Genomic DNA, 17,091 nt, shown 5'->3' with positions numbered 1-17,091 from the left:
AGATTTTTTTATAGTGATTTGTTTCTAAAACTTAAAATTAAGCCTTGCAAAGGCCTGTCTTCCTGAAAAACCCATCTGTACAGGATCGAAGATTCCTCCGGATTCTGTATTGCCGTCTACAGCAGCAGTTTGTAGTGTTGGATATCGGTTAAATAAGTTCTTACTGCCAATAGTTAGATTGAAATTCTTGGAAAACTCATATCCGAAAGAAATGTCAGTGGTTACTTTAGCGCCATAAAGCTGGTCAGCATCATTATATCCTATTAATTTCACTTTATCAAATCTTACGAGCTGAAGATTAGCGTTGAACTTATCAATCTTATAATTTAAATTCAGATTGATTTTTGTTTTCGGAGCAGAAGCTAAGATAAATGCTCTTTCTCTCGGGCTCATGTAAATGTTTTCTTTTCCTTGAAGTTTATCTGAAGTATTGACCTTGGTAATCTCCATTTCATTATAGTTTCCTGCTAGAGTTGCAGAAATTTTCCCGGAACCAATATTATCAGTGTAGCTTAAAATAACATCTATGCCTTTTGTTTGGGTATCTATAGCATTGGCGAAAAATTGTGCTTGATCAATATAAGGATAAGCATCTTGAACATCTTGTGGTAGATCGGCCCGTGGAAAGTTACCAGTCAATACAATTCTGTCTTTTACTTTAATATAATATCCATCTATTGTCGCTGTGAATTTTCCGGTATTAAATGTAAATCCTGCACTACCATTTAATGAGGTCTCTTGTTTCAGCTGTGAAATTCCGGATTTTTGTGCAATATCACTATCATTAGACGCAAGTTGGATGGTAACCAGATTTCCTTCTTGGAAGTTGGTAAACTGCAGACTATAGTATTTCTGTGCCAGAGAAGGCGCCCTGAATCCTGTAGAAACCGATCCTCTGAACGCAAATTGAGGGGTAATCGCATACCGCGTAGCAAATTTACCATTCAAAGTACTTCCGAAATCATTGTAGTTTTCAAACCTTCCGGCGACACTGATCATCCAGTTTTTAGTAATATCAAGTTCGGTATCTACGTACGCAGCAAAATTATTCCTGTTTTTATTAAACTCCTGCGAATATCCTGGAAAACCTTGTGAACCGCCGGGACGTACATCTCCTGAAAGAGGATTGGTAACCAGAAGGTTTCCGGGTGTATTGGAAGTAACAATATTTCCATTGACATCATACATGGCATAAGAGGCTTCTTCTCCCTTAATGATCTCAAACTCTTCATATCTGAATTCAGAGCCGAATGCAACGTTTAATCCTTCCAGTACTTTAAACTGCTTGGAGGCATTGAATCCTGTTGTATTCTGCAGAAGAGAATGTCCTCCGGCATTAAAACCTGTTGGTGATTTTATTCCTAAAGTAGCATTAATCGTATTGTCGATTTGATAAGTAAACCTATTGCTCCCGAATGCATTGTAAAAATCAACATCCCAGTCTAATGCTTTAAATTTCAGCCCGTTGTCAAACGTGAAATCTGTGATGGTGGTATTTTCCATAGGATTAAAACCATTTGGGTACACCTCAGGAATATTTCCGTCTGCATCGGCGCTTCTTGTCCATGCATAGGCATTTGTCTTACGGTAGGAAAACCCCTGGCGGGAATAAAACTTCAATCCGTCAGATAATGGCAGTTCTACATTGCCAAAGAAATACATATTCTGAGATTTTGCATCTCCAAACTTCTCCCGTGGAGAAGAATAGCCCTTTTCCGGGTTTGCATTTCTTATGGTACGGTCTTTATTGATAAATTCTACAGTGAAATTACCAAAACCTCCTTTGTTGCCAATTTTTGTTCCCAGGTTTCCACTGAAATCAAAAGTAGTTCCGTCTATTTTATGATCTGATATGACATCTTTGTTTCCCGGGCTTTTAAAGAGATTCATTCCGTAAAATGCGTTGCCTTCAAAACCCTGATTTCTGTCGTTAAGGATAACGTTGATCACTCCGGCTATCGCATCAGATCCATATTGGGCTGAAGCTCCGTCACGGAGAACTTCAATTCTTTTAATGGCACCAATGGGAATAGTGTTCATATCCGATCCGGTATTTCCTCTTCCTTTTGTCCCGAAAAGGTTGATCAGTGAGGATTGGTGATATCTTTTTCCGTTCAATAAAAGAAGGGTCTGGTCTGGCCCAAGTCCACGAAGTGTTGCGGGATCTACTGAATCAGCTCCGTCTGACCCCGATTGTTTATTTGAATTAAATGAGGGGGCACTGAACTGAAGAAGCTGATTCACTTCGATCTGCCCTGTCGATTGGCTTACCTGCTTGATATCAATCACATCGACAGGGACAGGTGTATTGGTAACCGTTCTTTTTTTATTCCGGCTCCCGGTAATAGATACCTCCTCTATTTTTGATTCTTTGGAGATGGTATCATTGGTATTTTGCGAGTAAAACATTGATACAGTCCCTAAAAAAAGAACACTGGTGTATATTATTTTCATATTCCATATTGGATTTGGTGATTGTTTCAAAAATATTGAATTTCCTCCTCAAATCAATGTGAAATCTCGCTATTGTGTACGATTTTTTTAAATGAAGTTTATTTTTAGTTAATTTTAGTAAAATATTAATTAAATTGTTATAAAAAGTTAATTTTTTTAACCTTAAAAGCTTTTGATAATCCGATTAAGACCTTCCTCAAGGATTTCCTTCGACGTAGAGAAACAAATCCTGACGTGTCCTTCAGCTCCTTTTCCAAACCATCGTTCAGAACCGGGAACAATGGCTACTTTCGCTTCTTTTAAAACATGTTGGGTAAAGGCGTCACTTGAAAACCCGTTTTCAATTTTTGGGAAAATCACAAAGGTAGCTTCAGGTAAATTCGGGGTTAAAATATCAGAGTTGCTGAGTATACTGTAGGCAAGATCCCTGTTGTGCTGAAGATGAGTCAGGAAGTCATTGAACCAGGGTTTAGCCTTCTCGATAGCCACACTGGCGGCGATTTGTGATAAAGTGGAAACGCCTTCAATGGTTGAATTGAACTGGGATTTCTCTGTAAAATCCTCCAAAAGTTCCTGATCGTTACACAAAACAGCACCAATTCTTAATCCTGCGATTCCGAAAGACTTAGAAAATCCAAAAACGGTAAAGCTTTTTTTCTTGGCAGCTTCTGAAACTGAAGAGTAGGTATTGAATTCTTTTTTGTCAAAAACGATATCACTCCAGATTTCATCACTCATTACCCATAGATCATGAACTTCAGCTATTTCAGAAATCTTTTTTAAAACTTCTTTAGAATAGACCCTTCCTACCGGGTTGTGAGGATTACAGATGCTGATAAGCTTTGTTTTGGAAGAGATGAGGGAAGTCAGCATTTCAAAATCAATTTCTCCGGTTTTAGAATCAACAGAGCATAATTTGATATTTCCACCTGCTGCTTCAACTGTTTTTTTGAACAGAAAATCAACGGGATCGAAGATAATGGCTTCATCACCGGGTCCCAAAACATATTTTGCCACCAGAAACATACCCTGGGCAGCACTGTTGATTGCTAAAACATTTTCCGGGGTAAAGCTTCCATTTTTTTCCGTATTGAAATGGTTTGCCACACTTTTTTTGAATTCAGGAATTCCTGAAAACGGGCCGTAGCTCAGATAGCCGTCTTTTATATAGTCAATAATTCCCTGCTCGATCTCGGATGACATTCTGAAATCCGGATCTGCTGCTGTTAAAGGAATGATTCCGTCCTCCAGGGTTGCCCATCTTCCGTTGTAGGCTTTTCTTTTCAGGGCTTCGAAATTGATATCTTGATGTGTAAACATGTTATTATTTGTATGAAATGGGTAATGTATTTTTTTGCTGTTCGTTTAATGGCAGCAGGAATTGGTTCAATAATGCTCTTCCGTTATTGATATGAATTTCAATTTCAGCCTTTCTCTCCTCATTATACTTTTCGAAGGTCTGGGAAAGCGTATTTCCTTCCATTAAGAGATTGGTCAGCATAAAAGAGTCTTTCAGGGCTGAGGTAACGCCCTGGCTTGTAAAAGGAATCAATGGATGGGCTGCATCGCCTATGAATACCACATTTTCGTGATAAAAGGGATTAAGCTTTTCTAATTCATAAACCCTCCAGATGTGTGCATTTTCATAAGATGAATCATTGATAATAGACGAAACCAGAGGATTCCAGTCACCGAAATTATCGAGGATGAACTGTTTGATACAATCCGGGGTGTAATCTTCATTGATAAAGAATCTGGTAATATCAAACTGGCAGTACCAGAGAATTTTTGTTGTGGAAAGCTTTAGGACTCCGAAAGTCAGACCGCCATCTTCATGATGAAACTTCAAAAAATTATTGTCGAGTTTGCTGGCAATTTCTTCATTTTCTATGATATTTACCACTTCATTTTCCAGGACAGCTTTCATTTTTTCGTCTTCAAAAGTTTTTCTTCTTATCCTGCTTCTGGAACCGTCTGAAGCGATCACCACATCAGCTTCTAAAGATGCAGTGTCATTGATCGTGATGCACGCTTTTTTTTCGGAATAACCATTAAGGGTGACTGTTGTGTTGTATGATATCTTATCGGCAGGAATACCTTCGGCCAAAATCTCTATCAAAGTACTTCTTGAAACCACAAAAACATCTTCCAGGTCTTTTTCGGAAAGAATCTCACCGTTTTGATGGTAATGAAGATACTTTTTCAAAAAACGGCCCTTTGTGTAGAGATCGTTGATATCAATAATGTTGGAAAGAAATTCAATACCTTCTTTAGGAAGGATAAATCCATGTCCTTTGAGGTCATTTTGGGTTCTCCTTTCGTAAATATGGTAGTCGATATTGTTTTTTTCCAAATAATTGGCCATGCTTAATCCCGATACTCCTGCTCCAATGATTGCAACTTTGTACATCCTTATTAGTTTAAATAGTGTTATTAGTTTTTATTAAAAATCCAAAGATCTCCGTTTTTATACTTTTTGCGGGAAACTTTGTCTTCTTCTGTGAGTTTCTGAAGTTTTTCAAATGCTTTTTCGAAAGAAATATTTGAAAGGACTGCAAATTCCTGAGTGGTTAACGTGGGATAAATGGCGAATAGCTGATCAGGTTCTAAAGAATATTCTTCTTTTTTAGCGTCAGCGCTTATTTTTTTTATTCTGTGTTCAAAATCTGCGTAAGGCTTCACTCCGTAAAGGATGTCTAAAATTTCATCGTCTTTGGTGAAGATCAGGGTAGGGAAGCCTCTTACCCCAAGCTGACGTCCAAGATCAAGGTCTTTTTTGAATTCGATCTGAGCTTTGGATTCATAATCTTCTTTCCATTGACTTACATTTAATCCGGAAAGTTCCGCCGCTTTTTCAAGATGTTCAAGTTTTGTGATGTTTAATTTGTCAAGAAAAACCATTTCACGGAGAACCCTCAGATAGACCACTGCTTTCTTTTTATCCTGCATTTGTGCAGCTTTAAAAGCAATTGACGGTGGATATGAGGAATTTAACGGGTCCGTAATCCAGACACCTCCTTCAATAGGCATTTGGTAATATGGGCTTACTTCTTCCCAATGGTGGGCAACATCACTGGGCTTACTGATTCCTCCGGAATTGTAGATGTCCCAAGACGGTAAAAGTCCTCCCATTCTATAATCTAATTCTACAGCATTTCCGTATTCTAATTTCAGTTTTCTTAACTGTGGCTCAATTCCCCAGCAGGAAGAGCAGATAGGGTCTGTATAATAAATAATTGTGATCTTGTCTTTGGTGCCGTGCAGCTGTTCTGCTGAAGATTCTGCATCTGGTGTTTCAAGGATTTCACATACACCTTTTTCGTAATCGCAATTGAGAAGAGGATTCTTGTTCATATTATTGGTATTTGAGTTAAATAAGTTAATGAATAAAAGTAGATAGGTAAAAATGTCCAAAATGATTTTTTTGGTTAACATAATATTTAAAAGGAATAGAGGAATAATAGCCGGATCAGCTATTATTGAAAGAGTCGCGGAGTAGAATTACTCCGGAGCTTTAAATATATTGTCGTCAGAATGGAACCCTGCTACACCACCGCTTACGGCAAACTTCATGGCAGAAGCCGCATTCATTCCCACTACAGGTTTGATGTTTTTTTCTTCAGTAACAATTACCCACCCTGAAATAGCGTAGGAATGAGGCAGATAGACTGCAACGTAGTTTTGCTTGTCAACGTCTGACATCTCTTTTTGGGTCAGAAAACCGATTCTCCAGATTTCCGGATTTTCATTTGTTTTTACCCAGACAGGATGGTTGAATTTCTTTTTGTCTCCTACAAATGAGGACATGACGTCTTTTGTAGGGGTATAGATATGTTTTACCCCCGGCGTTTTTTCCAGCAGGCTGTCCATAGTGTCGAAAAAGAATCTTCCCACTACGAATTTATTTCCCAGGTAGCCCAGAATGGCAGTCATCAGGATTGTTGAAACGAAAACCAGCCCGGGAATTTCCTTTGCAACGGATGGAATGATATTGTCAATAGCACTGACAATATACCAGATCACAAAGATGGTGAGCCCAATAGGACCAATAATAACCAGCCCCTGAAAGAAATTTTTCAGGAAAAAATTAGCAATATTTTCGAAGGTTGGTTTTTTCAACGTGGATTTTTTACTTTTTTATTTTTAACCGTGGATGGTTTCTTTGTTTCCGTAAGATTTTATGATACTGGCTTCATATTCCAGCCATTCTTCCCAGCGTTTGTTTACCTTTTCGATATCGCCCAACTGTCTTGCAAAACCAATAAAAGTTGTGTAGTGATTGGCTTCTGAAATCATTAATTCTTTATAAAATGTTTTAAGCTCTTCATCTTTGATATTCTCGGTAAGGACTTTAAACCGTTCGCAGCTTCTTGCTTCAATCATAGCAGCGAAAAGTAATTTATCAACAATTAAATCTTCTCTTCTTCCCTGAACAACAAATTTAGCCAGTTCGTTGACATAATCATCCTTTCTGGCTTTTCCGAAAACGAATCCTCTTTTCTTAATAATCTCATGAACCTGGCTGAAATGGTCGAGTTCTTCCTGCGCAATGGCAATAAGTTCCGTTACAATTTCCGGGTATTCTGGGAGCATATTGATTAAACTGATGGCATTTGTTGTGGCTTTCTGCTCGCACCACGCATGATCTGTTAAAATTTCTCCTATGTTTCCTTCTGCAATATTTGCCCACCTTGGATCGGTAGGAAGTTTCAACTTAAACATGTTTTGAATTTTTTGTAAAATTAAAATAAATTGCGATACTAAAGATTATTTTATTTCAAATTGGCTGTAAAAGTATTAAGAAGCCGTTTTTCTTCTTAAAAATTCCAGAATTCTCCATCCCAGATCGTCTACTTTTTTTAATCCTGCTGCAATAATGAAGGCAAGGATAATATTAATGATATAGATGAAGACCATCAGCGCCCACCAGGGCATATTTTCCTTTAGGGCTACAACAATGAAATAGACCAGCGAAGAACTTATTCCCTGGGCGAAATAAAAGAAAATCGCATTCTTTCCGATGTGGGTAACAAAGTTTTCTTTCGTGATTTTTAATCTGTTGTAAAGGACAAATAAGGTGGTAAGAGAGAACAGTGACCAGATGATGTAGGGAATCTTTGGCGGGAATTTGTTTTTATTGATTTTATAAAAAATTTCACTTCCATAATACCAGAACATCCATATCAAGGCTGCTGCGACCACTGCGTAAACGACAGGAATCAATTTTGCAGGAATTTTCTTACCCCGCATTCTATTGGCAATTAAAAAAATAGCCAGATAAAAAGCAACATACCCAACCTGCCCTGTAGGATAGATTTCGGGGAAAACGTTGAACAGTAAAGTTAAAATAAGACACAATCCTATAAACCAGGTGACGTGTTTTGGGAAAAATCTTAAGATCAGGACTCCGAAAACGGCAAGAATGAAATACACTTTCAAATACCAGAAGCTTCCCATGACGACAGGGAACGTATCTGCGTTGGTATACTGGTGAAGGTACCAGTTTCCGAGATTCTGCCATTGGGGAACATCAGAAACTCCGGTTGCGGCATATTTGGATCCAAAGGTGGAATAGAAACTCTGGAGCCATTCCATAGAGAAAAAGGTTAATCCAAATACTTTGAAAAAGTAATCCAGAAAGAACAGAAAGCTTACAAAGATCATATACGTGATCTGAAGTTTTAATAGCCTGTAGAATGTTTTTTCTATGTCCGATCCTGAAGTAATTCCACTCAGGGCGTAAAAAAGTGCCACATCAAATACCAGAGAAAATACCCTGACCTCCGTGGGAATGTAAAACTGTCCGGACCAGAAAGCGGTATGGATGAATATAATGGAAAGTGTGGCCATTCCCTTGGCAAAATCAATGTAGAGGTCTCTGTTCATTGTTGTACGATATGGGTCAAAAGTAAATAAACTTTGGGATATTTACTGATAAAAATGAAAAGAGACAGGACATCGCTGCCTGCCTCCTTTGTTAAATATGCTAAAAATGAATGTTTACTGAAGTTGTTTAAATTCTTCTGCAGAAATTTCTCCGGTCTGGATTTTTCTAAGTTCATCCATGTATTGGCTCATATAAGCATCGATCTCTGGGTTTACAGAGTTTTTGCCCATTTTATAAGTGCCGTTTAATACACCCTGGTAATAATAGAAGAAATTATAGTCGAAATTCGCGGCATTAAGATCATACTGCCCTAAAAGGAAACCTAAACGTACTGCAGATCTTCTTTGTGGAGGTGTTCCGTGGTGGTTTGCACTGTTGGTTTGATAATCTCCGATGCTCTGTGCAAATTCATATGCTGCTGCAATTTCTGCAAAACTCGTTTTGTTGTATCCGTTGGGTCTTCTTAAGTAATATCCCGCAAAACCATCTGCTTCCAGTTCGTTGGGTCTTGCGGTAGATTCATTAACAGTAGGCAGGCCAAAAATGTATTGTAACTGATGACCATATTCATGAGCAAGGATCATGGCATTGACAATGTCTCCGCCTTTGCTTTTTGCATCATAATAAATAGCATAGCCGTAATAGATCTTTCCTGTGGAATAAGAAATGGCATTGTACGTAGAATTGAAATTGGAAGGATCATTTACAAATCGCAGGGTAGGATTGCTTCTTCCCCACAGACTTGCAATTTTAGTCATCTGAGAATTCATAAAGTTGGTGTCTGTTGAATTCTGAAGGGTAGTGTAGAGTAAGGAAGATGAGCTCCAGTTCTGATCTACATATGAGCAGCTCTTTTGAAGATCTCCCGGCTGTTCGATCTTGGAGCTTGCAGATTGAGATTCAGGAAGAACAGATTCTTCCATTTTGTCATCACGGCACGCTGACAGTGAGAAAGCGGCAATGGCTCCTGCTAATAAGCAGAATTTGAAGTTTCTTTTCATATAAAATTTTTTTGGTGAACACGAAGGTATAAATTATCTGTTAAGTATGAGTACTTTAATGCAAAAAATTATTCAAAACATAGTGAATTTCTATTTTTATATTACTTTTTGTGAAAAAAATAAACCTATTTGTGAATATGGATAGGAATTTATACAGGCGATTTTCGTTTCTGCTTGGATATAACTAAGAAGTAGGCATGAATATACCTTTGAGTACTGATTTTAAACTGTAGGCAAGAAGAAAGTGTTTTTTTTCAAAATGTGTTTGCGATTGAATATTTTACTGCCGGGAATTCTTTAAATGACTGTAAATTGTTTTTCTTAAAAAATACAGATCTGATTGCAAGCTATTTAGAAATTTATTCATATATTTGCACCTCGAAATAACTAAAAATTTATAAACAATGTTTGCAATTGTAGAAATAGCAGGGCTTCAATATAAAGTTGAGCAAGACCAGAAGTTGTTTGTAAACCGTTTAAAAGGAGAAAAAGGAGACAAGGTTTCTTTTGATAAAATTCTTCTTACTGTAAACGGTTCAATCACTGTTGGCGCCCCAGCTGTAAGCGGTATCACTGTAGATGCAGAGATCCTAGACCATGTAAAAGCTGATAAAGTAATCGTTTTCAAAAAGAAAAGAAGAAAAGGTTACCAAGTTAAAAACGGTCACAGACAATCTTTAACTCAAATTAAAATCACTGGTATCACTGGTTTTGAAGGAGGTTCTAAGAAAGCTGCTAAAAAAGAAACTGTGAAAGCTGAAGTTCTTTCAGACAACGCAACTGTTAACTTTAGTGAAGATCACGAGCTGAACTATCACTTGAAGAAAAACAACTTGTCTCAGTCTAAAGAAAACAGAGAAACTTTAATTACTTTAGGTAAAGCAGTTAAAGTGGAATTAGAAAAAACTATTCTTACTCACGAAGAAGTAGATGCTGCTATCGTTAAGAATATTGATACATTTAAAGCACTTAACAAATAATCCAGTAATAAAATGGCACACAAGAAAGGAGTCGGTAGTTCCAAGAACGGTAGAGAGTCTCACTCTAAGAGATTAGGTGTGAAGATTTTCGGTGGACAAGAAGCTATTGCCGGAAATATTATTATCAGACAGAGAGGTACACAACATCACCCAGGTGAAAACGTGGGAATGGGTAAAGACCACACTTTGTTTGCATTAGTAGACGGTAAAGTAGTTTTCAGAAAGAAAGCAAACAACAGATCTTTCGTATCTGTAGAAGCAAACGCATAATTTAAGCGTTTTATAAAAATTTAAACCTCGGCATTTGCTGAGGTTTTTTTATGCCTATATGTGGCGAAATCAAAATATTTTCGTTAATATTCCAATTATTGTGAAATATTTATATATTTGTCAACTATCAAATAACAAATCATTTGCGGATGCCGAAAAGCATATAGAGTAGGCCAACAAATTAAAAACAAAGTATTATGAAAAATTTGAGAAAATTATCTAAAAAAGAATTAAGAACAATAGAAGGAGGCGCTTTAGCTTGTCCACCTCCGGCCACTACTTGCGTTCAATGGTGTAGCTGGACGGCACAGCAAAGGCTAAGGTGTAAAAATATGGTTATGGACCCGGATCCATGCCCATGTTAATATAAATAAAGTTATTGAAATGGCCTCAGCATAAGCTGAGGTTTTTTTGTCGATATTTTTCAAACATAAATGCTTTTAATAATATTTCAACTATGGTGAAGTCTGCTCTATGTTGATGAGGTTTGCGAATGCTAAGCGTAAGATCACGGATAGTCATTGTTCATGAACTTGAGGAATAGAATAATAAGAACGGGCTGCCTCATGGAAGATGCAGCCCGTTCTTGTTCTATTTTCATTTTCTGATTAAAACCCAACCTGGAATCCTGCTTTGATTCCAAATGTAGAAATACCCGGTCTGTCGAGGTAATTTCCTCTCCAGTTAAAGTCTACCCTGAATATTCTAAGGTTTCCGATTCCAATATTTTCAATTCCGAATCCATATTCAAAATAAATTTGCTCACTAGGGGCAGAATATTTAAATCCATCTACATTGATCGCTTTAGAGGCATCGCTTAAAGTTCCATAAGCACTTCTGATGAATGCGATCTCCCTAAGTTTCAGTTTTTTGATTAATGGGATGAATGAAAGTATTTTTCCATTGAAGTGATGTTCAAGGTGAAGGGTGGAATAGGTGTCAGCTACAAATTCATAATAATTAAGCTGTGCAAATGTGTTCTGCGCCAGACTATATGATTGGTTTCCGGGAATTACATTCTGGAGCCCCAAAGGAACATTGTCGAAAGTTTTTCCTGCCTCAAAGCTTATAAGCGTCTTACCCCAGCTTCCGATCAATACCGGTTTGTAGAACATAAACTGAAGTCTGTTATAATTAAAGTCTCCGTTGAAAAGGCCTTCAATTCCTCTCGTGTATTTCAATATAATGGTTGGTGCCAGTGTTCCGTGCTCGTAGCGGTCTACTCCGGTCTGGGAGAATTTTGCCCCGGGTCTTGCAATTAAGCTAAGGGTAACGTGAGAGTCGTTAAGTGTTTTTCTCAGATCACCGTCGCGGTAGTACATTAGGCTGAATTTCTCAGGATTGGCAGATTTTATGCTCTGCAGGGTTCCGTCAACTCTTACCTGGAAGTTTTTCCACGGTTCAATAGATGCAAAGATATTGGTCTTGTTTATAGAGCTCAAAGAAGCATTTTCTCCTCTTGCAAAAAGAGTGGATGATGCAAAAGTACGAGCCATAATTCCGTCATCGGTGGTAAGTTGTACTCCCAGCTGTTCGATGTCTCGTTTGGTTCCTGCTCCAATCATGAATCTGTTCACTCTGTTAAACATATAGCGGGCTTCAGCACCGTATTTAACCTGTTGATCTTTGAATCCATATGCGGTATAAAACTGCGCTCTCCATGGGTCGTTTTGTCCAAAATAGGTTCTGGCTCCAAGTCTTATTCTGTCTCCTTCAACTTCATTTTTACCGTAAATTGAAAAGATAGGTCCTATATCGATGCCTTTAAAAGCGTTGTAATAGCCTGATGCCAGTGTCTCATAGATTTTAACGATGCGGTTGAATTTTGGTGTCTGCTGAAGCTTATCAAGCATCTCGTAGACTCCCTGTTCCGATTTCGATAATGAATCCGGTCTGGCCTGAACCCAGTAAGCATCGTCTTTGTCTACAAACTTAGCGTCGTATTCTTCCTCTCTGCGGGTGAATACCTTATCATCAAGAGGTTTGTTGAATTCATATTGAGAATAATCGACCGACCGTTTGGCAATGATACTTTTTGAAGTCCTCTTTTTTGCAAAAGGAGTCAGTTCTATTTCTGTAATGAATTTTTTTGGAAGGAATGTATTCTCGTCGGGATTATCATATTCCAGCTCTGTGGAAATACTGTTGATAAAGTTGACATTGATCTTCTGTGTAGACTTTAAAGTAGCCCCCAAAACAGCATAGCTGTCTGTGTCTATATAAAGATATCCCTGGAAGGCTAATACGTCTTTTCTTTTGGGTTGGTATCTTATCTTGTAAGCATTTTCGCTATGGATAGAAATGGTATCTGTTAAATTATAGTCATAGGTACTGAATCCATTCGTACCTACAGGGCTCGGAAATCCAATGTCAAAATAATTTAACGTATTGTCGTAAATATTAATATCCCTGTAGAGGTTTTTGGCTGTAATAGTGATGACCTGGTTGTCTTGAAATCCTGAGGTTTTCTGAGCGACCAGCAGTCTTTTTATTTTTTTTCCAGGTTTGTTTTCCCCGAAATTTTCATAGATAGACTCATTCAGGAATATGGGAAGTCCTATCTTTCCGCTGGCTGTGGAATCTGCATAGTCAAAAATAAAATCCAGCTTATTGAAGATCTTTTTACTCATAAAAGCGCTGTCCAGATTATTGGCGTCAAACTGGATTTTCTCGTATTCTTTATAAGTATAGGTGTCGAACTTTTCTAAGCCGTTATTTCGTTTTCTTTTCCACACTTCCTGCATAATAGCGTAAGCGGGATTTTCCTTCTTATTTTTATACTTAGTTTTTTCGTTATGGATCACAATCTCGGCAATTGTGTTTTCCTTTTCCTGTGAAAGTTTTACGAAAATATTGTCTGCCGTTTCAGGGGTAATAGTAACGGTTTCAGGGGAATAGTTCTTTTTCGAAAATTTTAGTTTATAAATAATACTGTCCGACTGAACACTGAAACTCCCCCCGGAAGTTTTCAAAAAGGGCTCAGTACTGTCGTTGATAAAGATATCTACACTTGAAATTTCTTTACTGGTTTTTGCATCGGTGATCTTGCCATTTGCTGTGTTTTGGGCATACGTCAAGCAGGTTATAAAAAGCAGAAAAAATAGGTTGTAATATTTGGGGTTGTTGTTTAACATCATTTGGTTCTTCAGGCAATTAGCAAAACAAAAAGCGTGCTGTTTATTTAAAAAAGATCATATTTTTTTAACGTTTTCTGTGAAAAATCACAAAACTACAAATGTAACGAAAATAACAGTAAAAGATTGTGGCAATAAATGCCCTGATTACGGTGAATTTTAGAATAAGATAAACAAAGATGAATGGGTTGGTTGGGGAATTTATTTTTTTTACTATTCACAACTTTTCCACAATATATCCTGATTAAAAGAACGGTTACCAATAGACTTTTAACATGTTTTCGTCAGGGTATCCACATGATTTTAACATGCCTATATTGTGTTTTCCATGATGTGTTAATATCTTCTTAATAGTTTTTCCACAGGTTATTAACAATTATAAATGTTTTATTTCCATCAACTTACTTGTATTTTATGCTGTTTTTCCACAAGTAAGTAAAGTAATTTGTATAGATGAGATGATTGGTAAAATGAAGATCTAATTAACACCTTTTATTTTTTTTGTGGAAATAATTAATGGGGATGTTTTAAATAACTAGAGGTGATGTAAATATTGCTAATGTCTGTTACATCTGAAGTCTGGACATAAAAAAAGACCTACATTTCTGTAAGTCTTTTTGCTCCTCCTGCTGGGCTCGAACCAGCGACCCTCTGATTAACAGTCAGATGCTCTAACCAACTGAGCTAAGGAGGAATTTTCCTCTGTTTAAGGTGCTGCAAATATAAAAGGAATATTAATATCAGGCAAGTTTTATCCCTAATTAACGGTGATTTTTGAGCAAAAATGTTGAATTTCAGGGACAAATATTTCAACATCTTTTTTATTTAACGCTAATCATCTTCAAATAAATGCCGGAAATAGAGTTCTGGAGATTCTAAAAAATTTCTGGTGAGCTGATAGTGCTCTGTCTCTTTGTAATGGGTTCGTTGAATTTTGTCGTCCAATAAATAAATTTCGGCGCCGGGATAGCTCATTAAAATGGGAGAGTGGCTGGAAATAATGAATTGAGCTTTTCCTGCTTTTTCTAATTTATGAATAACGGATAATAGTGAAAGCTGCCTCTGTGGTGACAGCGCAGACTCCGGCTCGTCCAGGATATACAGGCCATTTTGGAAATGATTATGGAATAATGAAAGGAAAGCTTCACCATGTGATTGTTGATGCAGGGATTTCCCTCCGTAGGCGTCTAATACTCTTCTGTCTTCTTTGGCAACTTCATCGATGTAAGTGGCAAAGTTGAAAAAGCTTTCAGCTCTCATAAAGAATCCTTGGCCGGTTTTGGTTTTCCAGGATAAAATAAGGTATTCTGATAGTTCAGATTCGGTTTTATGGAAATTGTAGTTATGATTCCGGCTGCCTCCTGCGACATTAAAATCACACTTTTCTGCAATGGCTTCCAACAAAGTGGATTTTCCGATTCCGTTTTCGCCAACAAAAAAGGTGACATTGCTTTTAAGTCTTAGATCTAAACCTTCCTTCAGAAAAGGCAGATTGAAGGGATAGTCGTTTGGATGGTTATCCTTTAAATAAATCCGGGATAGGTAGGGCATCGTGCTTGTTTGATTAAATAGAGTCAACTTCCATCAAGCAAAATGTATGCAAAATAAAAAAGACCTACATTTCTGTAAGTCTTTTTTGGCTCCTCCTGCTGGGCTCGAACCAGCGACCCTCTGATTAACAGTCAGATGCTCTAACCAACTGAGCTAAGGAGGAATGTCCTTTGTTTTAAGTGGTGCAAATATAGGACGAATATTTATACCCTACAAATATTTTTTAGAAAAAAATTCAAAAAAATTATAAACTGCCGGTAACCGCTTTAAAGATATCACTTCCGAAGATCAGTACCATCAATCCTAACAGGAAGATAACCCCGATCATCTGTGCATTTTCCAATACTTTTTGAGGGACAGGTTTTCCCGTAATCACTTCCCATAATGTAAATAATACGTGTCCTCCATCAAGGCCTGGGATAGGAATCAGGTTCAGGAATGCCAACCATACAGAGAACATAGCTGTAAAACTCCAGAACATGCTCCAGTTAACCGATACTGATCCGTCTTTCGACTTCTCTACCGGCATATTCTTGATGATCGCCAAAGGACCGCCCACTTTCTTATATCCCTGAACTTTCTTGTTGAATACCAGTTTAAACTGCTTCACCTGATACGTCAAACTTTCAATACTTCTGGTAAATCCTCTTCCGATAGACTCTACAAAAGTAAAATGCTGTGTATTGACGAACTTTTGCATTTGCTTATAAGACGCAATTCCTAATGTACCCTCTTTAGAAACCTGAAGGCTTAAAGGCTGTAATGCACCAGCTCTTAATACTTCCATATTAATCGCTTTTCCTGCGTTTTTTACAACAACCCCTTGCAGTTCATCGTAATAACTGATTTTCTGACCATTGACTGAAACTACCTGATCACCTATTTTTAAACCTGCTTCAGCAGTTTTAGGATTCACAATGGTGTCAATAACAGGTGCATATCTTGGCGTAAGGAATGCTCTTGGGTTCTCATCTTTGAAAGCCAGTGCTTTTCCGTCGTCATTCGTGTTGAAAGTAACGTTTTTACCTTTTCTTAAAACAGTTACTTGATCACTCAATAAAATATCTAAAGACAGTTTATCCAGATTGTTCTGAACTTTTCCGTCTACTTTTAAGATCTTATCGCCGTCTTCAAAGCCCATTGCTTTCGCAATATTGGTATAATGCATCGGGGTATCTACTTTCGTGGTATCAAAAGAAGTTTCTCCGTTGAAGTACGAAAGGCTTCCGAAAATGATCCAGGCAAGGAAAAAGTTAACAGTAACCCCTCCAAGCATAATGATCAGTCTCTGCCATGCCGGTTTAGATCTGAACTCCCATGGCTCGGCAGGTTTTTTCATCTGCTCAGTGTCCATGCTTTCGTCGATCATTCCCGCAATTTTTACGTAACCACCGAAAGGAAGCCATCCGATTCCGTATTTTGTCTGCTCAGGATGTTTTCTCCAGTCGTTGTCAGAAAGTTTTGATATATCGATAGGAACTTCTTTCTCTTTTCCGTCTACTACGATAGTTTCTGTGTCCGGAAGGTTTTTAGAAAGAACCTTATACTGCCATTTTCCGTTGATTTTCTTCATGGAAAAGATAGAAAACCATGGATCAAAAAACAGGAAGAATTTCTCAGCTCTGGTCTTAAACCATTTTGCCGGTAAAAAGTGTCCAAGCTCATGAAGAACCACTAAAATAGAAATACTTAGTATGAACTGGAAAATCTTGATTGCTAATTCCATTAATAATTTTTAGATTTTAATTTGCAAAGGTAAGAATTATCAAAACTATGCCAAATAAAAAAGCCCCTCTAAATGAGAAGCTTTGTCA

14 protein-coding genes and 2 tRNA genes are annotated in these 17,091 nt (G+C 37.6%); 3 read left to right on the top strand and 13 right to left on the bottom strand.

Going from position 1 to position 17,091, the window contains the following annotated elements; all coding sequences use genetic code 11:
- Nucleotides 1–24: 24 nt before the first annotated feature.
- The 8 genes from HHL23_RS02960 to HHL23_RS02925 form a co-directional block, all read right to left on the bottom strand.
- On the bottom strand, nt 25–2,454 hold the full coding sequence (locus HHL23_RS02960) for a TonB-dependent receptor plug domain-containing protein (RefSeq protein ID WP_169233333.1): 2,430 nt from the start codon (nt 2,452–2,454) through the stop codon (nt 25–27).
- A 162-nt stretch (nt 2,455–2,616) separates the two neighbouring features.
- Complete coding sequence (locus tag HHL23_RS02955; protein WP_169233332.1) at nt 2,617–3,774, bottom strand: pyridoxal phosphate-dependent aminotransferase; 1,158 nt, start codon at nt 3,772–3,774, stop codon at nt 2,617–2,619.
- Between the two features lie 4 nt (nt 3,775–3,778).
- Nucleotides 3,779–4,864, bottom strand: a complete 1,086-nt coding sequence (locus HHL23_RS02950) for an FAD-dependent oxidoreductase (RefSeq protein WP_169233331.1) — start codon at nt 4,862–4,864, stop codon at nt 3,779–3,781.
- 23 nt (nt 4,865–4,887) lie between these two features.
- Nucleotides 4,888–5,808, bottom strand: a complete 921-nt coding sequence (locus HHL23_RS02945) for a DsbA family protein (protein ID WP_169233330.1) — start codon at nt 5,806–5,808, stop codon at nt 4,888–4,890.
- Between the two features lie 147 nt (nt 5,809–5,955).
- Nucleotides 5,956–6,573: a DUF502 domain-containing protein gene (locus HHL23_RS02940; protein WP_169233329.1), complete on the bottom strand. Its 618-nt coding sequence runs from the start codon at nt 6,571–6,573 to the stop codon at nt 5,956–5,958.
- 24 nt (nt 6,574–6,597) lie between these two features.
- Nucleotides 6,598–7,176, bottom strand: coding sequence for a tRNA-(ms[2]io[6]A)-hydroxylase (miaE, locus tag HHL23_RS02935; RefSeq protein ID WP_169233328.1), 579 nt, complete (start codon nt 7,174–7,176; stop codon nt 6,598–6,600).
- Nucleotides 7,177–7,251: 75 nt separating this feature from the next.
- Complete coding sequence (locus HHL23_RS02930) at nt 7,252–8,340, bottom strand: acyltransferase family protein (protein WP_169233327.1); 1,089 nt, start codon at nt 8,338–8,340, stop codon at nt 7,252–7,254.
- A gap of 114 nt (nt 8,341–8,454) precedes the next feature.
- Nucleotides 8,455–9,342: a neutral zinc metallopeptidase gene (locus HHL23_RS02925; RefSeq protein WP_169233326.1), complete on the bottom strand. Its 888-nt coding sequence runs from the start codon at nt 9,340–9,342 to the stop codon at nt 8,455–8,457.
- 404 nt (nt 9,343–9,746) lie between these two features.
- Between HHL23_RS02925 and rplU the strand changes: the two genes are divergently transcribed.
- From rplU to HHL23_RS22970, 3 genes are all read left to right on the top strand, one after another.
- Complete coding sequence (gene rplU / locus HHL23_RS02920; protein WP_072925762.1) at nt 9,747–10,322, top strand: 50S ribosomal protein L21; 576 nt, start codon at nt 9,747–9,749, stop codon at nt 10,320–10,322.
- A gap of 12 nt (nt 10,323–10,334) precedes the next feature.
- Nucleotides 10,335–10,592, top strand: coding sequence for a 50S ribosomal protein L27 (rpmA, locus tag HHL23_RS02915; RefSeq protein WP_034726841.1), 258 nt, complete (start codon nt 10,335–10,337; stop codon nt 10,590–10,592).
- Between the two features lie 197 nt (nt 10,593–10,789).
- Nucleotides 10,790–10,957: a bacteriocin-like protein gene (locus HHL23_RS22970; protein ID WP_449386646.1), complete on the top strand. Its 168-nt coding sequence runs from the start codon at nt 10,790–10,792 to the stop codon at nt 10,955–10,957.
- 243 nt (nt 10,958–11,200) lie between these two features.
- On the opposite strand, the gene HHL23_RS02910 is transcribed toward HHL23_RS22970, so the two are convergent.
- From HHL23_RS02910 to rseP, 5 genes are all read right to left on the bottom strand, one after another.
- A complete protein-coding gene (locus tag HHL23_RS02910; protein ID WP_228464594.1) occupies nt 11,201–13,729 on the bottom strand; it encodes a DUF5686 family protein in 2,529 nt (842 codons plus the stop codon).
- Between the two features lie 617 nt (nt 13,730–14,346).
- Nucleotides 14,347–14,420 (bottom strand) — tRNA-Asn (locus tag HHL23_RS02905).
- A 137-nt stretch (nt 14,421–14,557) separates the two neighbouring features.
- On the bottom strand, nt 14,558–15,277 hold the full coding sequence (locus tag HHL23_RS02900) for an AAA family ATPase (RefSeq protein WP_169233325.1): 720 nt from the start codon (nt 15,275–15,277) through the stop codon (nt 14,558–14,560).
- An 86-nt stretch (nt 15,278–15,363) separates the two neighbouring features.
- A tRNA-Asn gene (locus HHL23_RS02895) sits at nt 15,364–15,440 on the bottom strand.
- 81 nt (nt 15,441–15,521) lie between these two features.
- Entirely contained in the window at nt 15,522–17,003 is a 1,482-nt protein-coding gene (gene rseP, locus HHL23_RS02890) for an RIP metalloprotease RseP (RefSeq protein ID WP_169233324.1), read from the bottom strand.
- Nucleotides 17,004–17,091 lie beyond the last annotated feature (88 nt).

This window comes from Chryseobacterium antibioticum, from assembly GCF_012927325.1.
GTDB lineage: Bacteria > Bacteroidota > Bacteroidia > Flavobacteriales > Weeksellaceae > Chryseobacterium > Chryseobacterium antibioticum.
Note: the sequence above shows the minus strand (reverse complement) of the source record. Positions and strands in the feature narration are given on the sequence as shown.